General features: G+C 33.9%; 21 protein-coding genes, 1 tRNA gene, 2 other RNA genes and 1 pseudogene. 16 read left to right on the top strand and 9 right to left on the bottom strand.

Annotation, left to right across the window (positions count from 1 at the left end; genetic code table 11):
* Positions 1 to 2 precede the first annotated feature (2 nt).
* Positions 3 to 102, bottom strand: an RNA gene (gene ffs, locus DEF52_RS03265) — signal recognition particle sRNA small type.
* A gap of 232 nt (positions 103 to 334) precedes the next feature.
* Here ffs and DEF52_RS06550 point away from each other — a divergent pair.
* Positions 335 to 451, top strand: a pseudogene (locus DEF52_RS06550) (WPE palindromic element domain-containing protein); the annotation flags it as partial.
* Positions 452 to 558: 107 nt separating this feature from the next.
* The gene (locus DEF52_RS03255; RefSeq protein WP_065094500.1) at positions 559 to 1,212 is read left to right on the top strand and encodes a glutathione S-transferase family protein; all 654 of its coding nucleotides are present in this window, start codon (positions 559 to 561) and stop codon (positions 1,210 to 1,212) included.
* 1 nt (position 1,213) lies between these two features.
* On the opposite strand, the gene DEF52_RS03250 is transcribed toward DEF52_RS03255, so the two are convergent.
* Entirely contained in the window at positions 1,214 to 1,861 is a 648-nt protein-coding gene (locus DEF52_RS03250; protein ID WP_151807840.1) for an O-methyltransferase, read from the bottom strand.
* Between the two features lie 250 nt (positions 1,862 to 2,111).
* Between DEF52_RS03250 and DEF52_RS03245 the strand changes: the two genes are divergently transcribed.
* On the top strand, positions 2,112 to 2,390 hold the full coding sequence (locus DEF52_RS03245) for a DUF2671 domain-containing protein (protein WP_006279425.1): 279 nt from the start codon (positions 2,112 to 2,114) through the stop codon (positions 2,388 to 2,390).
* A gap of 29 nt (positions 2,391 to 2,419) precedes the next feature.
* On the opposite strand, the gene DEF52_RS03240 is transcribed toward DEF52_RS03245, so the two are convergent.
* The 3 genes from DEF52_RS03240 to ssrS all read right to left on the bottom strand — a co-directional run bounded on the left by DEF52_RS03240 (position 2,420) and on the right by ssrS (position 3,820).
* Positions 2,420 to 3,124 (bottom strand): DsbA family protein, encoded by a 705-nt coding sequence (locus tag DEF52_RS03240; protein ID WP_038199341.1) that lies wholly within the window; start codon positions 3,122 to 3,124, stop codon positions 2,420 to 2,422.
* 54 nt (positions 3,125 to 3,178) lie between these two features.
* Positions 3,179 to 3,640, bottom strand: a complete 462-nt coding sequence (locus DEF52_RS03235) for a type II toxin-antitoxin system RatA family toxin (protein WP_010963012.1) — start codon at positions 3,638 to 3,640, stop codon at positions 3,179 to 3,181.
* Positions 3,641 to 3,659: 19 nt separating this feature from the next.
* A non-coding RNA gene (gene ssrS / locus DEF52_RS03230) (6S RNA) lies at positions 3,660 to 3,820 on the bottom strand.
* A 116-nt stretch (positions 3,821 to 3,936) separates the two neighbouring features.
* On the opposite strand from ssrS, the gene DEF52_RS03225 reads away from it, so the two are divergent.
* Together DEF52_RS03225 and DEF52_RS03220 are read left to right on the top strand one after the other, a co-directional pair.
* Positions 3,937 to 4,527, top strand: a complete 591-nt coding sequence (locus DEF52_RS03225; RefSeq protein ID WP_151807839.1) for an MlaC/ttg2D family ABC transporter substrate-binding protein — start codon at positions 3,937 to 3,939, stop codon at positions 4,525 to 4,527.
* Positions 4,524 to 5,825: a bifunctional folylpolyglutamate synthase/dihydrofolate synthase gene (locus tag DEF52_RS03220; protein WP_151807838.1), complete on the top strand. Its 1,302-nt coding sequence runs from the start codon at positions 4,524 to 4,526 to the stop codon at positions 5,823 to 5,825. The genes DEF52_RS03225 and DEF52_RS03220 overlap by 4 nt, the downstream gene beginning before the upstream one ends.
* On the opposite strand, the gene DEF52_RS03215 is transcribed toward DEF52_RS03220, so the two are convergent.
* Positions 5,810 to 6,727, bottom strand: coding sequence for a J domain-containing protein (locus DEF52_RS03215; RefSeq protein ID WP_151807837.1), 918 nt, complete (start codon positions 6,725 to 6,727; stop codon positions 5,810 to 5,812). The genes DEF52_RS03220 and DEF52_RS03215 overlap by 16 nt on opposite strands.
* 543 nt (positions 6,728 to 7,270) lie before the next feature.
* Here DEF52_RS03215 and recA point away from each other — a divergent pair.
* The 7 genes from recA (at position 7,271) to plsY (ending at position 13,701) form a co-directional block, all read left to right on the top strand.
* Positions 7,271 to 8,338, top strand: coding sequence for a recombinase RecA (gene recA / locus DEF52_RS03210; RefSeq protein WP_151807836.1), 1,068 nt, complete (start codon positions 7,271 to 7,273; stop codon positions 8,336 to 8,338).
* Positions 8,339 to 8,525: 187 nt separating this feature from the next.
* Positions 8,526 to 9,218, top strand: a complete 693-nt coding sequence (locus DEF52_RS03205; RefSeq protein ID WP_007548750.1) for a phosphatidylserine decarboxylase — start codon at positions 8,526 to 8,528, stop codon at positions 9,216 to 9,218.
* On the top strand, positions 9,215 to 9,985 hold the full coding sequence (locus DEF52_RS03200; RefSeq protein ID WP_015589351.1) for a CDP-alcohol phosphatidyltransferase family protein: 771 nt from the start codon (positions 9,215 to 9,217) through the stop codon (positions 9,983 to 9,985). Before DEF52_RS03205 ends, DEF52_RS03200 begins: the two co-directional genes overlap by 4 nt.
* Before the next feature lie 22 nt (positions 9,986 to 10,007).
* Complete coding sequence (locus DEF52_RS03195) at positions 10,008 to 11,351, top strand: alanine/glycine:cation symporter family protein (RefSeq protein WP_151807835.1); 1,344 nt, start codon at positions 10,008 to 10,010, stop codon at positions 11,349 to 11,351.
* A gap of 2 nt (positions 11,352 to 11,353) precedes the next feature.
* Complete coding sequence (locus tag DEF52_RS03190) at positions 11,354 to 12,820, top strand: alanine/glycine:cation symporter family protein (RefSeq protein ID WP_015589349.1); 1,467 nt, start codon at positions 11,354 to 11,356, stop codon at positions 12,818 to 12,820.
* A gap of 28 nt (positions 12,821 to 12,848) precedes the next feature.
* Complete coding sequence (locus tag DEF52_RS06260; protein ID WP_081600804.1) at positions 12,849 to 13,055, top strand: hypothetical protein; 207 nt, start codon at positions 12,849 to 12,851, stop codon at positions 13,053 to 13,055.
* 73 nt (positions 13,056 to 13,128) lie between these two features.
* On the top strand, positions 13,129 to 13,701 hold the full coding sequence (plsY, locus tag DEF52_RS03180) for a glycerol-3-phosphate 1-O-acyltransferase PlsY (RefSeq protein WP_015589348.1): 573 nt from the start codon (positions 13,129 to 13,131) through the stop codon (positions 13,699 to 13,701).
* On the opposite strand, the gene DEF52_RS03175 is transcribed toward plsY, so the two are convergent.
* The 3 genes from DEF52_RS03175 to DEF52_RS03165 form a co-directional block, all read right to left on the bottom strand.
* The gene (locus DEF52_RS03175; protein ID WP_151807834.1) at positions 13,696 to 15,513 is read right to left on the bottom strand and encodes a hypothetical protein; all 1,818 of its coding nucleotides are present in this window, start codon (positions 15,511 to 15,513) and stop codon (positions 13,696 to 13,698) included. The two genes, plsY and DEF52_RS03175, sit on opposite strands and share 6 nt — an antisense overlap.
* Positions 15,514 to 15,565: 52 nt before the next feature.
* Positions 15,566 to 16,462 carry a cation diffusion facilitator family transporter gene (locus DEF52_RS03170; RefSeq protein WP_162000090.1) on the bottom strand — a complete coding sequence of 299 codons (897 nt, stop codon included), beginning with the start codon at positions 16,460 to 16,462 and terminating at the stop codon, positions 15,566 to 15,568.
* Positions 16,463 to 16,488: 26 nt separating this feature from the next.
* A tRNA-Val gene (locus tag DEF52_RS03165) sits at positions 16,489 to 16,561 on the bottom strand.
* A gap of 250 nt (positions 16,562 to 16,811) precedes the next feature.
* Here DEF52_RS03165 and DEF52_RS03160 point away from each other — a divergent pair.
* The 4 genes from DEF52_RS03160 to DEF52_RS03150 all read left to right on the top strand — a co-directional run bounded on the left by DEF52_RS03160 (position 16,812) and on the right by DEF52_RS03150 (position 23,467).
* Positions 16,812 to 20,153, top strand: a complete 3,342-nt coding sequence (locus DEF52_RS03160; RefSeq protein WP_151807832.1) for a peptidase M2 — start codon at positions 16,812 to 16,814, stop codon at positions 20,151 to 20,153.
* A gap of 17 nt (positions 20,154 to 20,170) precedes the next feature.
* On the top strand, positions 20,171 to 20,326 hold the full coding sequence (locus DEF52_RS06090) for a hypothetical protein (protein WP_153296799.1): 156 nt from the start codon (positions 20,171 to 20,173) through the stop codon (positions 20,324 to 20,326).
* A gap of 368 nt (positions 20,327 to 20,694) precedes the next feature.
* Entirely contained in the window at positions 20,695 to 21,759 is a 1,065-nt protein-coding gene (locus DEF52_RS03155) for a collagen-like triple helix repeat-containing protein (RefSeq protein ID WP_237357335.1), read from the top strand.
* 442 nt (positions 21,760 to 22,201) lie between these two features.
* Positions 22,202 to 23,467: an IS4 family transposase gene (locus tag DEF52_RS03150; protein WP_151807607.1), complete on the top strand. Its 1,266-nt coding sequence runs from the start codon at positions 22,202 to 22,204 to the stop codon at positions 23,465 to 23,467.
* Positions 23,468 to 23,524 lie beyond the last annotated feature (57 nt).

Raw genomic sequence — 23,524 nt, 5'->3', positions numbered from 1 at the left:
ACAAATAATGAAATAGGTATGCAACCCAAAAAGGTTCTGATATGGCTGCTTCATTTCTGATCTGACCAAATTACAGAGTTTTTGCCTGCATACCTTATAAAATATTATACTTTTTTTTTTATTTAGCAAGGTATATCCTATATTAGCTCTATAATTTGATATGTTAAATTTTTTACAGTGCTATTTTGAAGTAAACAAAAAGTTAGTTGTCATGCAAGTCACTACAAGATTGTCACTCCAATGTTTATTTATGTCATTTCAGCGCTTATTTATGTCATCCCAGTGCCTAGGCATACAGCTGTATGAATGTTGTGATATAAGAGCAATTTTTACCGAAAAGGATGTCATCCCAGTGCTTGACTACTTGGATCCAGAAAACTTAACTGTAAATGAGCGCACTAGGCAATTGTATAACAAGAACTGGATTCCAGTGTCAGCTACTTGCATGACACTACCTGCTACGCAAACTTCTGTGGACTACAAAGAAAGTTCGTACAGTTGTAGGTCAAGCCATAGAGTAACAAAAAAAGGATATTGGTATAACAAAAGAGGAACATTATGATTTTATATCATTTTCCTCTTTGTCCATTTTCACGAAAAGTTAGAGCTTTTCTAAAAGAAAAAAAATTAGGCTGTGATCTAGTGTATGAAAATCCGTGGGAAAAGCGGAATGAATTTATGGAGATCAATCCAACCGGGCAAGTACCAGTGTTAATAGATAATAACTTTGTAATAGCGGATAGTAATGCCATTTGTGAATATATAGAAGAGACTTACAATAGCGACGTCAAATTACTTGGTTCATCCACTATTATTAAGTCTAAAATACGCGCTCTAATCAATTGGTTCGATAACAAATTTTACAATGAAGTTACTAAGTATATTATGAATGAAAAAGTAATTACTAACCGCAGCCCTGACTCTAGATTTCTTCATGCAGCTCAGCATAACCTGCCTTGCCATATGGAATACATCGAACACTTAATTAACAAGAACGTTTGGCTTGCAACTGATAAGTTCACTTTAGCTGATATTACTTTAGCATCGCATATTTCCGTAATGGATTATGTAAGTAGTTTTCCATGGGAAAAAAGTAAAATTTTAAAAGAATGGTACTCCATTGTTAAATCAAAGCCTTGTTTTCGTGAGATATTATTAGAGAGGATTTCTGGTTTAATCCCTCCTAAACATTATGCTGACCTTGATTTTTAACTTATGTTAGCTTTAAAGCTACAGTCATTCCTTCATCAGTTGGAATCAATATAGAGAAATATTTTTTTTCATCTGATAATCTATTATTAAACTCCCTCATGGCATGCCATGATTTTTCTGATACTTCTTTTGGAGGCGATTCTAAAAATACTGTGTTAAACAATAGAGTGTTATCTGCAACGATTAGCCCATCTTGTTTAATGTATGACTCTGCCCAATCTAAATACTTAGGATAACTACTTTTGTCAGCATCAATAAATATCATGTCAAATGGTGCTTTTACTGATAATTCATTAATTTTTTCCAGTGCATCGCCTTCTATTAGAGTAATTTTATCACTTAGATTAAAAGCACTAAAATTTTTTTTTGCTATTCTTGAGTGTTGAGGATTATTTTCTATTGTATATATATGACCGTCTTTTAGTAGAGCTTTTGCCATGCAAATCGACGAGTAACCGTATAACGTGCCAATCTCAACAATACTTTTGATTTTTTGGATTTTTATAAATAAACTTAATAGCTTTCCTTCTTCAGGGCCAATTTGAATATGTTGCTTTTTTTCAAGAATACAATATTCTTCTATTTTTTTATATTCTTTTGCAAATAGATTTCTTATGTATGACAATTTTATACTAAAATTATTACGCATATATTATAAATTAGGGAGACTTAATTCATACACAATTTATAAATATAATAATATAGTTTAAAATAATAAAAACATTTATTTTAAGTTATTATTTCATAGTATAAAATTTTAAGTGACAAAAATTATTATATATCGTACTATAGTTAACTAGTATAATAAACAGTCGATTATTATGCTAGAATTAAAGGGATTGTTTATGCGCATTTCTCTTTTTAAAATATAATTTTTATAATCAATTAGAGGGGGTTATATGTCTTATACTATTGCTGGTGAAGTTGAAACGTTAAACAAAAAATCTAACAAGAATGAAGGGGTTATGTTACTACATAATCCAGCTTATCGTGAAAAGTATAAAGAACGTTTTGATGAAGCTCAGAGAAAAGTTATGGATATGGTTCAGTTTTATGATGGAACAATAGTATTAATAGAGAATAAAATCGCTATGTATTACTACACTTGGCACAGTAAAAAAAGAGAGTTTGAGCGTAAAAAACAACAAACAGTAGTGAAAAACAATGACTCAGCATAGAGTCTTTTATATGGTAAGCTACAGTGGTATTACTTCACTATAGCTTTTCCATATAATTTATCTATCACATTAGTGAAATATTTCAGCTCTTTATACCCTCCATGTTTAACTTTATTATGCTCTATATATGATTTATCATCGTTAAGCTTGATGAAAAATATTGGAGTGGCTGTGATACCAAGTTTATTAATTGCCAGTGATTTATCATTTACGATTTTATCCATTATTTTCTTATCATTAATGCATTGGTTAAATGCATCTTGCTTTAAGTTGCTTAGTGCAGCAATTCTTTGTAGTAAAGTCAAATCACTTAAATTGTAGTAATTCCACGAATCTATTGAGTTAAAAACAGCTTTGTTAAAATTAAAGTAGTCTTCTTGTTTTTCGTAGCAATGACTTAGCATTGCAGCCTTTAGCCCTCTGTAATCCAAAGGAAAATGACGAAATATATATAACATCTTACCTGTGTCTATATATTTCTCTTTAATTTTAGGAAAAACATTCCTATGAAAAAGAGAGCAGTGATAACAAGTTAATGAAGCATATTCTATCATTAGAATTGGTGCTTTTGGATCTCCTAATAATTTATCATTAGGTAATGGCGATAATAGCTCATTTGATGTTATTTCATTGGGTTTTTTTTGAATGTATTGGTTATCGGATAAATCTTGCTTAACAACTGCATAAGAATTAACACTTATGAAAATTAATAAAAACAATAGTCTAAAAATCATTACAATATAAACACTTAACTTACTAAAAAAAATTATACATTTATATTAATAATGTCAAGATAACTTTTGTTTAGCAAGGCTTTCAGCCCTATCTTTAAATGCAGCAATTATTTTACTTTGTGTATACTTATATACTGAGTTTAATAAAGTGGAAAATGAGTTGGACTTAAACTTAAACTCTATATAAAACTTTACCATAGTTTTATTTTCATCTATGGGAATGAATTGCCATTCATTGTATAGATGTTTAAATATTCCATTTGATGATACAGCTTTTATCCAACCTTCATTTGTTCCACTTGGAGAAAGAGAAGTAACTTCTGATGTATATCTACCTTTAATTCCATGAAAAGCTGCGAGGAGATCCACAACCATTTGGTTGTTAATTTTTTCTTTTATATAAACGGCTTTGCACCAAGGAACAAAATCAGGATACCTTTCAACATCAATTACAATTTGGAATACTTCATTAGGCAAACATAGGAAAACACCCTGTTCTTTGTATTGATGAAGCATAAATGTTAAACCAATCAAAATAGGATCCGTATCTACCGTCAGCCTTAGTAGATTCCTGAGACTAAAGTTAAGGTGGGCATCGCGTATCAATTTCAACGAAATTAACAGAGGCAATTCCCTTGACTAGAAATTATCGCTCGGGAAATTTAACTTAACTCATAACGCATAGAACAGACCCTTAATTAATTGTAGATGATTTATACAAGGTGTGTCTATAGATATATTAAAGCTAGCGATTATTATTTAATCTTTATTAAACTTTGCATTCTAAGTATCATAGCTAATAAATATATCTTATGAACATTACTAAAGTTTTAACTATCATTGTTTTTATTGTAATTTCTTCAAGTGCTTACACTAATTGTACAGATCACAAAATTTTTGTGCATACTATGAAGCAACAAGTGGATGGTATATCTACAAAGGAGAATAAAAAAAACCGGGAATGTGTGCAAAAAAAGCTTCAGGAGGTCATTCAAAACAATGTTAACCTCAAAGGAATATCGCAATTCGTCATAGGAAAACATTGGGCTTTAGTTAAACAAAAAGAAAAAGAAGATTTTTTAAGAGAGTATGAAGTGTATCTTACGCGTTTGTGCGTTAAAATTTTATATAAATACATGCATGATAGTGAAATGATCATAATGAGTACAAAAGCAGTTGACGATGAAACTTGCTTAATTGGTACAAGATTTTCTTACGGTGATGAAGAATTTACAAATATTGATTTTAAAGTTACTAAAAATAACAGTTCTTTCTTGATAAGTGATGTTGTAATGAGTGGAATAAGTATTGCTATTAATCAACGTTATCAATTTAGTGAAAAAATCGACACGCATGGCATAGCAAGCGTTATAGCTGAATTAAAATGTAACAATAATCTATGATATATATGCCTCATTGGCCTAAGCCACTTGGTAGCAGGCCGAATGATTTTTCTCTTGATCGCATAAAAAGCTTTCTTAGTAAACTAGATAATCCCGAGAAAAAAGTGCCTCCCGTAATTCATATAGCTGGAACTAATGGGAAAGGCTCAACACTAGCATTTATAAGATATATAATGCAAGCAGCAGGGTATAAGGTACACGCATACACTTCTCCACATTTGGTGAATTTTAATGAAAGAATAGTTATTGCAGGCAGTTATATCGACGATAATGAATTATATAGCTTGTTAGAAGAATGCCGTGCCGTAATTGCAGAACAACCTATCACTCTGTTTGAAGCTGCAACTATTGCAGCTTTTTTAGCTTTTTCTCGTCATAAAGCCGATATAACTTTAATTGAAGTGGGTATGGGTGGAAGACTTGATACAACAAATGTTATAGATAGTCCGATTTTAACAATAATTACTTCCATTGCACTTGATCATACGGAATATCTTGGCCCTACTATAGAAATTATAGCAGGTGAAAAGGCTGGAATAATGAAACCTAATGTTCCTTGCGTGATAGCACCACAAGAAAAATCTATAATGAACACGCTAGAATACCACGCAATAAATAAGAAATCTCCCCTATATAGAGGAGGTTTTGAATGGAATTGCAAAAAAAAGAACAACAAAATGGTTTTCCAATCAGCTACTCAATCAATAGAATTTCCTTTGCCGTCTTTAAAGGGTGATCATCAGGTGATTAATGCAGGCAATGCTATTGCAGCATGTAGTATTTTAAGTGGAAAGTATGAATTTGATATTGGAGAAGAGGATATCACTTCAGGTTTACAGTGCACTTATTGGCCTGCACGGCTAGAGTCTATAAAAGAAGGTAATTTAATTTTCCTACTACCGAAAGATTGGCAATTATTTTTAGATGGTGCACACAATAATGATGGTGCTAGAGTACTATCTCAGTGGGTAAAAGATAATTTTGCTGAAGGTATTTATATGGTTTTTGGTGTTACTAGTAACAGAAATGTGGAAGAGTTCTTAGAGCACTTAAAGCCATATATCAAGCTACTATGTGCGGTTTGTGTTAAGTCTGAACCTAAAGCAACAAATACAAATTTGATTAGGGAAAAAGCCAATAACATAGGAATAAAAGCAGTTGAATGTGAATCAATTGGCGATGCAATATCAAATCACATATTAAAAGCCTCTATCCAAAATGTCAAAACCATACTAATCTGTGGCTCATTATTTCTAGCGAGAGATTTGAGTATGGAGAATAATCAACCCACTTCATGAGCTGAGGCGTTAAAAGCACCATCAGGATCTACAGTACTGCTTGGCTTTTCGGTTAACATTCCTACAGGTGCCCTTTGTTCAGTACCCCTTCCTTCAGTTTTCACAAGATCTACAGCCTTTCTCTCGTAGATCTCAGTTGCTAACTGTAATAATAAAATGCACCCTAATACCGCAGCAAACCCAATGAGTATTTTACTGTCTACACAACTAGATTGATATTGTAATGCCAAACCAGCACCCAACAAAATACAAGGAAGATAAAATAAATATTGAGAAGTGAAAGTCAAAAATTTATATTTTCTACTTTTAAACATTTCCTCTTTTAGCTCTTCTTGATCTAAGTTTTCGCCTTGTTCTTGTTGAGTATTCTGCAGGTCTACAATTTTTTTAACTAAAGAAAAAGTAAGATAAGTTGTTAAGAAAAAAGTTGTAACAGCTGTTATTAGACTAGCACTAAACAAAATACCAGGTGCATTGGTAAAATTAGCAGCCTTAAATAACCTAAATCCTAAGTAGAGATACGACACTAATGATGAAATGAGTAGTAATAGGTTTACTAATCCAAAAATAATGAAACATTTTATGCGCTTATCATTCTGGCCTTGTGAAGCTAATTGCACATATCTTTGCTCTTCCTCAACAATTATTAAATTTTTCCCATTGCTTAATGGCTTAGTATATTTTAAAAGTCCTGCCTTATATTCATTAATGGCTTGCATTTTTTCATCGCTTCCTCCTGTTTTATCTGAGTGAGATTTTCTTGCTAACTCTCTATACTTTTTTGTTATTATATTAGATATCTCTAAAAAGTTACGCCCCTCTACTTCTTGCGTTTCAATGCCTAGCTCTTTAAATAAACTTTCATTATAATCATACTCTCTTGTTCTTAGCTTATAGCCCATATTACACCTACAAATTAACTAACTATTAATGTTCTATAATATACATATTTCCAAACTATGCCAATTATTTCACAAATATCTCTGGTAAAAATTATTTCTGTTATGACTAGCATGATAAGTGTATGAAGCGACTAAAATTGTCATTACAGCGCTTAGTGTACGACAGTGCTCCAACATTTAGGGTTGCAGTTTTTATGGCAGATCTGAGTAGCTGACCCATCTAAGAGGTGTCATTCAAGTAGCTGACACTGGAATGGCTTTGTTGCATCGCACCTTATATGGTAGTAATTTACAATAAATTCATGTAGCCATTTCGAATTTAGTCATTTCAGTGTTGGCTACTTGGATGACACCACCTGCTATGCTGCAAATTGCAACGTTCGTACACTAAAGTATAGTGTGTTACTAACGAAGGCAACCAAATATCCGCTTTATGAAAACGTTAACATTTTTCATTAAAACAATACATAAATACTAGAAAAACCTTGGCAGGTTATTCGCGTTCGATTATCATAGAGAATTATATAAATTAATAAATGATCTATGGCAAACAACCCAGAAGAAAGAAATAGTGATAAACAAAAAGCGTTAGATAATGCAATAAGCCAGATTGAAAAAGCATTTGGTAAAGGTGCAATAATGAAGCTGAAGCAAAATCCTGTAGAGAAAATAGACACAATATCCACAGGATCAATTGCGCTTGATTCGGCTCTAGGTGTTGGAGGACTGCCAAAAGGACGTATAATTGAAATATTTGGTCCCGAGAGTTCTGGTAAAACCACTCTTGCCTTGCACGTGATTGCTGAAGCACAAAAAAAAGGAGGATCATGCGCATTTATCGATGCAGAACATGCATTGGATGTCTTATATGCTCGTAAACTTGGGGTAAGCACTGATGATTTAGTGATTTCACAACCAGACACTGGAGAGCAGGCGTTGCATATTGTTGAGTATTTAGTGTGTTCTGGCGCAATTGATGTGATAGTCATTGACTCTGTTGCAGCGTTAACTCCAAGAGCTGAAATTGAAGGTGATATGGGTGATCAGCACATGGGGCTGCAAGCAAGGCTTTTAAGCCATGGGCTACGAAAACTAACCTCTGCCGTTTCAAAAGCGAACTGTATATTGATATTTATTAATCAAATTCGTATGAAAATAGGAGTAGTGTATGGAAATCCTGAAACTACCACGGGTGGAAATGCATTAAAATTCTACACTTCTGTAAGGCTTGATATAAGAAAAGTTGGTGTAATAAAAGACAAAGAAAATATTACAGGTAATGAAACAAGAGTTAAAGTTGTAAAAAATAAAGTTGCTCCTCCATTTAGAGAAGCGAAATTTGATATAATGTACAATGAAGGTATATCAAAACTCGGAGAAATAATAGATATGGGAGCAAAGCTTGGTGTGCTTGAAAAAGCAGGCGCTTACTATTCATATAACAACACACGTCTTGGGCAAGGAAGAGAGAATGTAAAAACTTGCCTAAAAACAAACAAAGAAGTCGCAAATGAAATAGAAACGAAAATCAGAGATTTACTCAGAAATCATGATAATTCTATCATAATAGACGAGGATAGTGAGCAACTTTTAGAAGAATCAGTTTTCTGATCTAAACTTAGGCATTAGATTTTGTGTTGGACGGGTTGTTACAGTATGACGGTAATTCTATGTGCTAATATAACAATCTGTAATGTTACCTTGTATCAAAAAGACTTTGCTGAAGCAGTTAAAAAAAGCTTTTCATGAGAAATTATAAATGATAAATTGTTAACAATAGGTTATTGTTAATAAGATTATGTGTTTTGGTTTACCTAATATAAACAGGGAAGGTTATTCATTTATAGTAGTTTCCTTTATAGTAACGTGTATAGCATTCTCTATATCTTGGGGGTTTGGCGTTACGTGCTTGTTTCCGACATTATTGTGTACTTATTTCTTTCGTGATCCAGCAAGAGCTGTGCCAAACAATAAGAATCTTATATTAAGTCCTGCTGATGGTGTGATTTCAAAAATTGAAGAAGTTAATTATCCTTTATCAGCAGAAAACGGAGAGGAGAAGAAGTTTACGCTTGTTAGCATATTTTTAAGTGTTTTGAACGTCCATGTGAACCGTATACCAATATCTGGTACGATAAAGGAAATGAGTTATAAAAAAGGCAAGTTTGTATCCGCAATGAGCAATAGGTCTAGTAATGAAAATGAAAAGCAGGTTATTGTAATTGAATACGAAAAGGGGAAAGAAATTATTGTGGAGCAAATAGCTGGATTAATTGCACGTCGTATCGTTTGTAATTTAGGAATATCCCAGAACGTAAAAGCAGGTGAAAGGTTTGGAATTATAAGGTTTGGCAGTAGAGTGAATATCTATGTTCCTGCTGATACAGAAGTCAGAGTTTCAGAAGGGCAAACTGTTATTGGTGGTGAAACAATTATAGCAAACTTAAATAAGGAAAACGTTCAAGAGAAGCTTACTTTTGACGTTATATGAATAACGATGGAAGTAACAGTAGATTCTTACCTATTACTAAATTATTCCCAAACTTTATAACTTTATTGGGTTTATGTTCTGGTCTCACTTCACTTAAATTTACATTTAATGAACAATGGGAATTCTCAGTAATTTTTATCATCATTGCAGCAATAATAGATGGAATGGATGGCAGAATAGCTAGAATTCTAAAATCAACTAGCGATTTTGGAGCCCAGCTTGATTCTTTTGCAGATTTTCTAAATTTTGGTGCAGCGCCTGCATTTCTTTTGTATTTTTGGAAGCTAAACGAAATCAAAGTCATAGGTTGGATTTTAGTAATGATATACGTAATCTGCATATCAATAAGACTTGCAAGATTTAATGTTTCGCTACACTCAGAACAACCATACTGGGAAAAATTTTTCTTTTCTGGTGTTCCAGCTCCAGTGTGTGCTTTACTTTCTTTGTTACCAATAATTATTACCTTTCAATCTCATGAGAGTGAATACTTACTTCTCATAGAGCGATTTTTTAACACAAGAAACGTAGCTTGTTACTTTCTGGCCATTTCATTTTTTTCGATAAGTCACATTCCAACTTTCTCTGCAAAATATATTTATATTCCCAAAAGCCTATCCTATATATTTGTGTCATTTTTTGGAGTACTTATTGTATTTTTCATCAGTAAGCCCTGGATGACTCTACCAATTTTAGGTATAGTGTATACACTTACTATTCCAATAAGCATCGGGTTTTACATATATTTTACATATAAAACTCGTTAGCTAACAAAAAATAGAAAACTGCATGATTTTGAAGATAAGTGAACTATTAAATTCATTTCTGTATATAAAGATATTCAACATTCCATTTATAATTATTTGGGTAATTGCAACTGGAATCTTTTGTACTGCCCAGTTCAAATTCATTAACTTTAGGTTACTTAAATATGGAATACAGACGCTATTTAATCTAAAGTGTAATAACAATAACAATGGCATAATCACTCATATTCAAGCATTTGCAACAGTAATTTCAGGAACAGTTGGTCTTGGAACAATATCAGGAGTTGCAATAGCTATCACAATAGGGGGCCCAAGTGCAGTTTTTTGGATGGTAATTACCGGAATACTTGGTATGTCGATAAAGTTTGCCGAGGTGGTGCTTGCATTCACTTATCGCTCTGAAAATACAACTGGCGGGGCTTTTTATTACATGAAGTATGGGCTTGCAAAGATTGGATTTGCAAAAACTGGTAGATTTCTTGCCTTCACTTATGCGATTATGCTACTTATTGCAATGATTTTGGGCGGTATACCATTTCAAGCAAATCAGATAGCAGCATTGTCAAATACCCTCTTTGAATACAACGTGTCCATTATTATATCCTTGCTTGTCTTAATTGTAATATTGGGAGGAATAAAGCGCATTGCTTTCGTTTCAACGAGCTTAGCACCAATTATGATAGTGCTATATGTTTGTATGTGTATATATTTAATTTATGTAAACGGAAGTAATTTGCTGAATGCTTTATCTATAATATTTCAAGACATCTTTAATAAATCAGCTATAGGAGGCGGAGTATTGAGCGGATTAATAGCCGGAGTGAGAAGATCAGTGTTTGCTAACGAAGCAGGTACCGGAACAGCAGCTATAGCACATTCAACTGTAAAAGAAGAAGATCCAATTAAAGTTGGGTGCGTTGCAATGATTGCACCACTTATAGACACAATATTAATCTCATTTTTGACTGGTATTGTGATAATTATCACTAGTATGCATAGCACTGATAACGTGGGTGATATTACACTAATTAGTTCGGTATTTTCAACAGCTTTGCCCTTGTTTAGCAAGTTAGTTTTTCCGCTAATGATGTTTTCCTTTGCATTCTCCACAATAATAGCTTATTGTTACTACTGTGAAGTTGCTTTGCTGTACTTATTTGGTAATAAAAAAATACTGATACTGTTCCAAATTCTTATAGTGGTTTCAGTGTATATCAGTTGTATGTCAAAGAATATAGAATTTATATCTTATCTAGGTGACAGTTTGTTTATGTGCCTTATGATTCCAAATGCTGTTGCAATATATCTACTGAGAAGGGAAGTCTTGAGTACAATAGATTCCTATTACAATTCTAAAAGGTATTAAACATGACTTATAGATTACTTTGTATGGTGTTATTTTGTCTATTGTTTAATGATGCGCATGCTGCTTCAGGTTTTTACGAAAGTTATGACGCTGTGTTGAATGGAATAAATAACTTCATGAATGAAGTGCTGTTTTTCAAGATCCTTTACGTGCCATTTATAATCCTTCTACTAGTTTTTGGTTATGTGTTTCTAACATTACGTTTTGGATTTCTCAACATAAGAATGTTTAAGCATGCATTTGCTATTTTATGTGGAAAATATGACACGAATCACCATGATGGTCATATTACGCATTTTCAGGCATTTATGACTGCACTTTCAAGCACAGTAGGCCTTGGAACTGTTGCTGGAGTCGCAATTGCAGTTTCAATGGGAGGGCCAGGAGCGGTGCCTTGGATGATGATTACAGGTTTTTTTGGTATGTCAGCAAAATTTGCTGAGGTAACGTTGGCGTTTAGACATAGAACAGAAGATCAGGACCAATTGTTTAGTGGTCCCTTTCAGTATATAAGGAATGGTCTGGAGGAATTTGGATTTAAAAAACTTGGTATTGTGCTGGCTGCCATGTATGCAGTATTCTTTGTATTATCAGGTCTTGGTGGAAGTGTAGCGTTTCAAACCAACCAAATGGTTTCCATATTATCTGGCTATTCAAGTTGGGTAGATGGTCACTCTTGGTTTCTTTCTTCCATAATCTCTGCGCTGCTTGCTCTAGTGATTATTGGTGGAATTAAAAGGATAGCTAGAGTATCTTCTGCACTAGTGCCTATTATGTCACTTATATATATCTTTAGTTGTATTATTATTATTGCATTTAATATTCATAACCTTGGTTATACGTTGAAAATATTATTTTCCACTATGATAGATTTCAATGCTGTTGGCGGAGGGATGGTAGGAGCATTTGTTGCTGGAATTCAAAGGGCAATCTTTGCCAGCGAAGCGGGTGTTGGTTCTGCTTCAATTACTCATGCAACAACTAAAGATGAAGAACCAGTAAGAACAGGGCTTGTTGCAATGATAGAGCCGTGTTTTGATACAATGCTCATTTGCTGTTTAACTGGAATAACGATAGTAATAACAGGTGCATACCAAACAGGTGTTGGTGAGGGAATATTAATTACTCAAAAGGCATTTGAGACAGTTTCTCCATGGTTTCCTATCCTTCTAACAGTAGCTGCTCCTTTGTTTGCATTTTCTTCGGTAATTTCATTTGTATATTGTTGTGAAATGGGGTGGCTATATTTATTCGGTGCAAAAAGTATAGTGATATACCGCATAGCGGTAATAATTGTGGCGTTTTTCTCTGGCCTTTCTAAAGATATAATGGCTATTGCCAATATCGGTGGAACTTTGTTCTCTTGTTTAGCTTTGATCAACATGACAGCGCTTATACTGTTTAGCAATCAGATTAACGATGAAGTTCAGTGCTACCTAAAAAGGCTGAGGAATAATAAAATTAATTAAATTTTGGCATATGAAGGTACAACAACAGATGTCATTTCAGTACCATCTTCTTGTTACCTCAGAACTCTCTCTTGTCATCCCAGTGCGTGACACTGGGATCCAGTCTATTTCATCATGGACATTATTTTTAAGATATGCTCCTAGAATCCGTTGTCAACTGCATAATTTGCAAATACTTTTATATCTGGATTCCAGTGTCAAGCACTGGAATGACACCCTTCTGGTACTCAGATGATACGAAAAGAAACGCTGGAACGACGTCGTTCAAGGCAACAAATTGCCTTCAAATTACAACAACTGTGGATATGATGGAGAGGTACGTAATCCTTATACTATCCTACATACTCGGTTCAATACCGTTTAGCTTAATCATTACAAGAATAAAAGGGATAAACTTAAGAGAAATAGGTTCAGGTAATATTGGTGCTACAAACGTTGCAAGAACAGGAAATAAATTTCTTGCTGCTTTGGCATTACTTCTGGATTCCTTTAAGGGATTTATTGCCGTTTATATAGCACAACAATTTTTTGATGATAATCTTTGTATATACATATCTGCAATTTTAGCAGTTTTAGGACACATGTTTCCTGTATGGCTAAAATTCAGTGGAGGAAAGGGCGTTGCAACCACTCTAGGGATACTGATAGCATTTAACATTGATATTACTTTAGTATTCGTAATAATTTGGATAATAGTCTTTCTTGCCTTTAGATACTCTTCCCTTGCTTCACTCAGTGCTACTTCAACGGCTGTAGCATGGTCCTTTTTTTTTCAGAGGAATTTGTTCTTAACATTACTAATTATAGGAGCACTAGTTTTCTTAAAGCATCACAGAAATATTGTGAATCTTCTGCAAGGTAAGGAAAATAAATTTTTATAAGCGTGCTGACTCTGCTGCTATATTACTAACAGATACTTCATGCGAGAAACGACTTGAGACTACTTCCTCTACTTCTTTTATCATTTCTTCCATGCTTTTTCCACTTTTCTTACATGCATCATCAAGTGCTAATTTTAGCTTACGTATATCATTCTCTTCTAGCATCTTATCCATTTCTTCTTTCGTTATCTCTAATTTTTTTAGTAAGATGTCCTCCATTATCTTTCTTTCATCACCTTTATACTGGCTACTTAGTCTGTTATATGCAATGCAACACTTCTTTTCTCGTGGCAAGGCTGACAGATTTTGCAATGTAGCATCTATTTGAGCTTCTATAGGGTTAACTTCCCTAGCCTTTTCAGCAGCTTCTGACCTAAATTTCCCAACCTCTCCTATTATTATTTTGTCAGCTATTCTTTTAGCTCCATCCAAAGATGAATCCTTGAGAGAAAAATCTGTCTTGAGTAGATCTCGATTTAATAGCCCTAAGAATACTTTTTCTTTAACGTTTTTTAATAAATGTTCTTGATTATCTAAACTATTTTCCTTCAGCTTATTTCTTATATGGTCAAGAAGAAAATCTTCTAGCATATTTAATTCCATAAAACCAATGCTTTTCATTAACGTCAGCACAATTTGTTCACTATATTGAGAAGTAATACTCAATAATTTTCTCATTAAAGGAATACTTACTTCTGAAATAAAATCATCAACTATTTTTTGACTTTCATTATCACCGGGGTTATCTTGAGCCTTATACCAAGCGTTAAAGATTTCTTTGTTATTTTTCTTATTCTTTAACCTGTCTAACATAAACTCACGTGCTTCATTTTGTGCTTCTGGAAGTAATATTTGCCTTGGAGGAGTAAATCTAATTTCTGGATCAGGATGAATACCTTCTAATGTACTTAACATCCTATAAACAATACCGGTAAAGCAGGTGTTAGGAATACGCTCTTGTCTAGAGAAAGTTTGGCTATCAAGCAAATTTGTAATTAACGCGTCTTTTTTATTTTTTACAGCTTCTCTCTCTCCATCATTGCAGGCTCTCAGAACTAGAAGTAAAATCTGCCCACCTGTGAAACCAGAGCTATGCTTTTGATCATCTTTGCAAAAGTCATTTAAAAATGCAATTACTCTTCCTTTATCTTCATCACTAAATTGACGATAATTAAGTTCATATAAATCATTTATATATTCAATAAATTGCTTAAATTCTCTATCATTAATAACGTCTTCGGATACTTCTTCACCATACTTATGTCTTAATTCGTGAACGTTATTATTGATACCATCATTTAATTGATGAGGAAGCAAATGTTCGAGCTTAACATCAAAACTATTAACCATACCACGTAAATTCTCTTTTATACCTTCCAAAAAGAAATTTATAGAAGCTTTAAGCAGCGTAAATGGGTTAAAATCTTTTGGCCTTAGTTCACTCTGCAATAAAATTAATAGCATTGTAAGTGGTATAGTTCCCAGTAACGAAATTAGTAAGAAAGTGGAGGTGAAAGTCAGATATGTTATGAAAGCAGAAAACAAGAGGAAGGCTACTACTTTGATTGTATTGTTCTTAAAAAATATTTCCCAATATTCCCTTTTGCTCATCTTTTGCTGTTTTGCCGTTTTTATTTCTTTGTAGATATAAAGAGTTTTAATTTCAGACCTGAAGAATATAGTACCAAGAGAAAAAAGAACATTAACGGGATTAGTGATAATGCTTAAAGAAACAAAAGTTGCAAAATAACTAACAAACTTTAACCTGCTAGATTCCTTTGAAGGAAATTGTATTTGAGAAATACCTATCATAGCTTACCTTCAACATCATTACACTTTAGTAATAGCATAATAATTTAAAACGTCAATGTTTAAGTATCTTATTATCCGCACATTCATCATACTCGATTTCAACTGTAGAGTGTGCTATTTCGAACTTATCTAGCAATATTTTTTTTATTTCATATAAAACATTGGTGTGCTGCACATTTTGCTTTATTTTAGCATGCATGGTAATTATAAAATAATTATCAGACAGCGACCATGTATGTATGTGGTGCACATCTATCACTTCAGGTAATTCTGATGTAATCTTACTTTTTATCTCTTCAGCAGATATACCCTCAGGTGTACCTTCAAGGAGTATATGGCAAGAATTCTTTAGAATTTTGTAGCCACTATTTAGAATTATCACACTAACAAATACTGATAAGATTGGATCTACTATTTGCCATCCAGTAAGCATGATAATTATGGATGCAAGTATAGCAGCTACAGAACCTAAGATATCTCCTATAACGTGTAGTACAGCACTTTTTATGTTTATATTGCTCTCGCATTTACTATGTAATATAAAAAAGACTATGATATTAGAGATCAGGCCAAGTGTAGCAATTATTAACATTACTTTCCACTCAACATTGACTGGAAAAATAAACCTCTTTATTGATTCAATTATAATAATTACTGCAATGAAGAATAAAGTTAAACCATTAACAAATGCTGCAATTATCTGCAACCGATGATATCCGTATGATCTCTGCAAATCGGATTTCTTAGCTGAAAACCTATGTGCTACCCAGCTTAAAACTAAAGCAAAGAGGTCAGTGAACATATGCCCTGCATCTGATAGTAGAGCAAGCGAATGTGAAATTATTCCACCTACTATTTCCATAAACATTGTTATCGCAACTATTATTATGGAATAGATTAAGCGCTTGGACTGTGCCGCTGAGTGTTTGCCGTTGTGCACTGCTGTCATATAAAATCTTTTCATGAACAAAAACGTGGGTAACACTGGGTTCGAACCAGCGACCGCTTGCACGTCAAGCAAGTGCTCTACCAACTGAGCTAATTACCCATCGTGGTTTTAGTATAGTGCTTTGGTGGAATGAAAGTCAATAAACCACTTTGCTTTTGTCCTTGTCCAATGTGATTCCGGAATATAGCTGTATAGAATTTCAGCCATATTCTAAATTTTACATATTAAGTTAACTATCTATACTTTATTTATTAAGATATAAATTATATTAATACAGGGATTTACGTTTTTTTTAGGGAAATTACTTTATGCTTGATATTGAAAGATCAGCAAATTAGAGGTTAAAATTATGACAATTAGTCAACAAGTAAATAAAAATATAACTAAAGCAGAATATTTCAACAATAACGGCAAAGGGTTTAATTCGCCACATGTTATAGAAGTTGAAGATTTAAATATTAAAGTAGAGGTTTATTCTCACAATTTAAGAGCAAGTAAAGTTGCTAACATTGAAAGTGAGATAAGAGAAACAGCTACTAATTTTAAAAACGCATTCGAGTTAGAACGCGGCAGTTCAGAACAAACATTTAAAATTTACATGTTTGATGACAAGGATGATTACACTCACCTTGGCGGAAGCGAGCGTTTCGGTTCTTACCTTGGAGACGAAGGTGGTAAATGTTACTACAAAGGGAAAGCTGATGTTTTTGCTGAAATGTACGTCTACCAGCAAGGTGGCGTTCATAATCTTCAGCATGAATTTGCACATGGTTTAACTTACTTGGCTACAGGAGGCAAATCTTTACCTACAGTATTAATGGAAGGAATTGCAGACTACTTTGAGCATCATTCAGATCATAAATTCAATTCTCAAGGATCAAGTATCGACAAAACTGAAGCTGCAAATTTGGATTTAGATAAAATTTTAAGTTTAGAATACTCAAAGGACAGCGAAGCAAATAGCTTGGTTTATAAAACAGGTCATGCGTTGATAATGTACTTACAGGAAAAAGATCCTAGTTTATTAAGAGACTACCTAGATGCTTTACGTCAAGGTAACTCAGATGAGTCAAAAAGTTTCTTGAAAGACATAAAAGGACACGATACTGACTTCAAAAGTTGGCTTGCTGAGAATGATACAGAAACTGCAATGGAACATCTCAACGCTTTGCAAGTTACAAAAGGAGATTTCATAGCAATTGGTCAAGAAATAGTGGGTGGAGAAATTAAAAACGTATCCTACTATAAAGCAAATATAGAAAAAATGGATGGAGAAAACGTTGGAAGTTTTTCTCCTGTAGAACACGTTGCATTTCATGATGTTGCTCGTGCTATAAATAGGGCAACAAATGATACACTTGATATATCAAAGGAATATCATTTCCTCAAGGTAGTAAAAACTTCCGATGGACAGGATAAACTAACTTACTCTGACCAACAAGGTAATGAATATCGAAACAGTCAAGAGTATAAAAATCAGGCTTTAAGGATATTATCAAAATATGATACAGAAATTAAGAATCAGGTAGATGAATTTGATAATTTGAATAAAGAACGTGGTGAAATGTATCAAAAATATCATAAAGGAGAGATTACTATTGAAGAGTTACGTAATGAGGAAAATACAAAATACAGACCAGCATTTTTAAAGTTTGATCAACTAAAAAACAAAGCTGTTGATAAGATTGAAAATAATTCCCAAGCAGCAAAAATATTAGATGGGCTGGTCAATATCGATCCAAACTTAATCAGAGGTACTCATATTGATCTACAAGAAGGTAAGATTTTTTCTATGCAAGCTCATGGTCAAGGAGATATGGGTGCACTGTCTATATATGACGGAAATACAAAGCTTGGAGAATTATTGAGCGAATCAGGATTTTTTAAGCAAGTTGAAGGCCAAACTAAAGAAACTTTCGTTTTTGAGGATATATTACACAACTTAAATGTTTCATACGAAGGTGGTGCTTACATGGCAGTTACAAAAGAAAACGGTCATTATAAAGCTTCCCTAATAGATGGCAGAACAGTTGAACGTGATGAATACTTTGATGAGGCGCATTTACATGAAAATGAATTGTTGCATCCTAGCACTGGACACATCCAAAAAGATTTAGATTCTCTGCTCCTTAGAGGTACCAAAATTTTGAATCATCAGGATTCAGAGCATGCCCAATATTCTGATGAGCAAAAGGCAAATGGAGTAATCGTAGAAAAAGGAAAACTACTGGATAATAAGGGAACAGATAGGACAGACGACGATGTACACGAAGCGGTTGTAAAACAAGGAGGCGAAAATTTACATACATTCAAAAATATGGGCTTTTATATTACCGAAAAAGGTGATCTATTTATTCATGACCATGGAGCAAATGTAAGGTTTCAACTACCACAAAGTATTACTCATCTAAAATTAGTGGAAAAAGACGGAACATATAAGCTTGTTCCGGTGACGAAAGATGGAAATGAACATCCAATAGGTATGCCAAATATATCAGATGAATATAGATACATAGATCCAATATTTGCACATGAATATGAAAAGAGAGATTATTCCCATAAACATGTAAATGTGGGCCTTATAAACTTAGAGAAATATGGCTCTGGCAAACTTTTTGCTATAAAGTACGACCCAAATGATTATCACATACAAAGAAACTCTAGTGGTGAAATAGTTAGAATAAAAGATCAAACATATTTCACTAAAGTAAAATTGTTTGATGGTGATGAAGAAATTGGAATGTTGTCTAATAACTTTCACAATTTTAAAGGAAAAATATTCTTTTCTGCTGACTACAACTACAGTTATAACGATTTCCTAGCATCTGTTTCTCCTCAAGTTGAAATTGAAGATATGGGAAATGGAAGTAAAAAAATAACTTTTGATCAAGGCAGTGGCGATATCGGTGATACTAATAGAGGCTACACGGACTATCAGAGAATATTTACAAAAGAGAAACAAACCGAAAGTCCAAAAGGGCAAGTAAGTGAAACTAAGACAGAAGTTCATAGTACTACTAATGTTGTTGCACAAGCTGCTGAAGAGAAAACTGCATCAAACGACAATAGTGAAATGCAGTCTGACCAGCCACAAATTCCAACAAGGGCAAAAAGGTCAGCTTCAGTGGAGGAGAAAGAGCAGGTATTAAAAGACACAATTCTCAAAATAGAAAAGAGCTACGAGCAGGACTCAGAAGGGAAGCATAAGGCAAATGTAACGATAAATTATAATGATGTGAAAGCCTTGTATGATAGAGCGGAAGGAGCAGAAAAGCAATCTGTGTTAGATTTTTGGAACAAACTGCACACATCAGATTATAAGGTTGGTGCTTTGCCGGAAGACAAATACTATTTTGAAAAAGGCAAATTCGTAATCCACGATAGTGGCACAAAGAAGCTTATAGTGTTACCTGAAGATAAGGTGTCCATCAAGATAATGAAGGATGGTGATAGTTATAGTTTAGCTATATCAAGTGGTAATGGCAAAGTAATAAACAGCATTAGTAAAATAGATAATCCAAATTACGAATTGCTGTCAGATTCAAGTCATTTCAATTCAGGGGAGCAAGATAATATTGTATTATCAGATCAACATCACGAATATAATCTTTATCTAGAGAATGGTTTTGTGAAAATGTTCGATTGCGCAAGCGATCACATTTATCACGACCACAACTCGGCCTATATCTAATACATACAAGGAGGGCAGTGCCCTCTTCTTGTCATTCCAGTGTCAAGCACTGCCGTCTTGGATGGAAACCAGCGTCACGCCCTGGAATGACAGGGTTTGTCATCCGAGTAGCCCCTTCGGTGTCATCCCAGTGCCCAGACACTGGGATGGCTTTGTTGCATCGCTACTTATGAAAGGCTAACTATAGTTAGGATTATAAGCAACCTATTGAAAATCTTGTTTTTTTGCAATCAATCTGATCAAATTTAAGAATAGTAATTTGTTATTTATATTAATAAATTTAATTCTATTGAAAATAGCTAAAGCATTGAAATTCTTGAATTTTAGCCAGATTAGTGAGTGGTAGTGAAATTTCTTTTACTCAAATTTAGGTATTCACTGACCGTTCTTGTTATAAATACCAGAATAATAAGCTACTGATATTCTCCACCTTTTTTATCTTTAATCCATCATAGCTAGCGATGCAACAAAGCCCACTGGGATCCAGAAAACTTAACTTTAAATAAGTGGCTGCATAATAAAGGCTGGATTCCAGACTGGAATGACATCATCTGCTACACACTTGGATTACAAGAGGAGAATTCTGAAACAACAAGTTTCAGGGAAGTCTTATGCAAAATCTAGCATTTACGGAAATTATATTATTTTTATGCACTCTATGGTTTTTATAATCAATGGAGAGTGTGATATGACGTTAGATGAACCTTTAGAAGAATCACTCATAAACAATAATGATTTTGTAAATGCTCTATTAGCAAAGCTCAAAGCAGGGGCTGATGATAATGGTGTTTATACTAAAAAAGGTGTGGATGATGAGTTGAAAAAGAAAGCTGACACAGCCGCTCTAACTAACAAAGCTGACAAGAATTACGTCGATACTGAGCTAAGAAAGAAAGCTAATTCAGCTAATTTAGCAGCTAAAGCTAATACTGCAGATGTTTACACTAAAAAAAATGTAGATGATGAGTTGGCAAAAAAAGCTGACACAGCCGCTCTAGCTAACAAAGCTGACAAGAATTACGTCGATACTGAGCTAGGAAAGAAAGCTAATACTGCAGATGTTTACACTAAAACTGCTGCTGATACTGCTTTTGCTAAAATCAATGCTTCCAACCTTACAGAGACAGTAAACAAAAAAGCTTTCGCGAAAGCTATACTTCCTGCAAAAGACGGCGACAAATCAATTCTAGTGGATAAATTAGGAGAATTCCTTGATAACTCTACTGACAATAAGTATGGTGCCAAAAGTGATCAAACAGCAAAGGTGTTCTTAGGAGGTAAAGGGCTAAAGGGAGATCAAGGAAACACCGGGCCAAAAGGAGAGAAAGGGGATACTGGTCTTAAAGGAGCAGATGGAGCTCAAGGCCCAAAAGGAGATAAAGGAGACACCGGGCTAAAAGGAGAGAAAGGGGATACTGGTCTTAAAGGAGCAGATGGAACAAGTCCATCAGCTGCTGAAATAGCTGCTGAGAAAGCCTTACAAGAGCATGTAACAAAGATAAGCATACAAAGTCCAGAATTTAAAAGAGCTGTGCAAGAGGAAATGTCACAACCGTATTTTGAGCCTCCAACAAGTGATGATGCTGCACTTAATTTGATTTGGTAATACAGCTTAGATCCAAGTAGTCACGCTACTTGGATGACGTCATACGGTCCTCTGATAACGGAAAAAGGACTCGGATAACACCCTACAATGTCATTCCAGCGCGTGACGCTGGAATCCAGCCTTTTCATAATCATTAAAATGTTGTATTTTAACATAAAACGGCTACTTTTATGCTTACCAACTTAATAAAATTCCTGGATCCCAGTGTCTGGGCACTGGGATGACACCCTACTAGCAGAAGTTACTCTCAAATGTTTGTTCATGTTAGCTACAAACATTAAGAAATTTACCAAACGAAAAAAAAGGCAAAAGAAGCCCCCACTGCCATTAAGTTAAGGAAAAAGTGTTAGAATGTATTATAAAATCGGGTAAGATCGCTGAATTAAAAGAAATAATGATATGAGTAAAAAAAAGAATAATTAAATTTATAAAAGATAAATTGATGAGTTTAAACTTTATTAACGCCCACAAAGCATCTCCAAAAGATTTCTCACGAAAAAGAAAGCTGCCTTTCATTGATGTATTTATTCTAATTTTCAGAAAGAGTGTAAAATCATTACAAGTAATGCTTAATGAGTTTGTCCTGCATACAAAAAAGGATCACACAATCACAGCAAGTGCATTTACTCAAGCAAGAAAAAAGCTAAAGCACACTGCATTTTCAGAGCTAAATGATAGCATAATTTCCCTATACTACCAAGATCAAGGATTTAAAACCCACCATGGTTTCAGAGTACTTGCATTTGATGCTTCTACACTGATTCTACCAAAAAATGATGAGTTAATAAATGAATTTGGCTCAAGACCAATAAGAAATTATACCGAAAAAGAGCTTGGAGATTACACAAGTACAACCTTTGAAGTATGTTACGATGTATTAAACAATATCGCAATAAAATCAGTACTTGGCAGAGGCGGTAGCTATGAAGTTGCTTTAGCTATTGATATGCTTGATAGTGTAAAATCCAACGATTTGCTGATTTGTGATAGAGGGTATGTTTCTTATAGGTTTTTTGCTGAGCTTATACAAAGAGGTATTAATTACATAATTCGCTGTCCATACTCATCATTTAATGAAATAAATGCTATGTTTAAGCCAGGAAGTCCTTCTGACATGATAGTAGTGTCAACTGCATCTGTCAAAATAGCGAGACAGCTAAGAAAGCTAGGATTACCTGATAAAATAAAGTTTCGATTAGTCAAAATAGTTCTTCATTCTGGTGAGATTGAAGTGTTAGCTACATCGTTATTAGACGAACAGCAGTTTAAAGCTGAAGAATTTGGGGAATTATACTACTTACGTTGGGGAGTAGAAACATTTTTTTCCAAACTCAAAGGAAGATTAGGCTTAGAAAATTTTACAGGTAAAAGTGTTGAAACTATTAAGCAGGATTTTTGGTCAACTATTTTTATTAGCAACTTAGAAAGTATTACAACAGAAGATGTAGAAGAGACATTGAACGCAGGCCTAGCCAATGGCAAGTCTGAGAAAAGCATTAATAAATCTGTCTCATTTAATGCAATAAAAAACTTGGCTTTCGATATTTTTTCTACAGAGTCAGACACAGACTGCATTATGGATCGATTATCAAAGTTATTTTTGATGAACACTCTAGTGGTGAGAAAAGGAAGAAAAGTTGACCGTAATAAAGTAACGAATACTCGTTCACTGAACTACCAAAAAAGAGCTAGGAAGCATGTATTTTGACCAAAGACAGTACTCATATCTTCTGATAATAACTGGGCAATTTATTGTCATATCTTC

The sequence above is a fragment of the Wolbachia endosymbiont of Nasonia oneida genome (assembly GCF_009012935.1).
GTDB lineage: Bacteria > Pseudomonadota > Alphaproteobacteria > Rickettsiales > Anaplasmataceae > Wolbachia > Wolbachia pipientis.
This window is presented reverse-complemented; position numbering and strand designations above follow the sequence as displayed.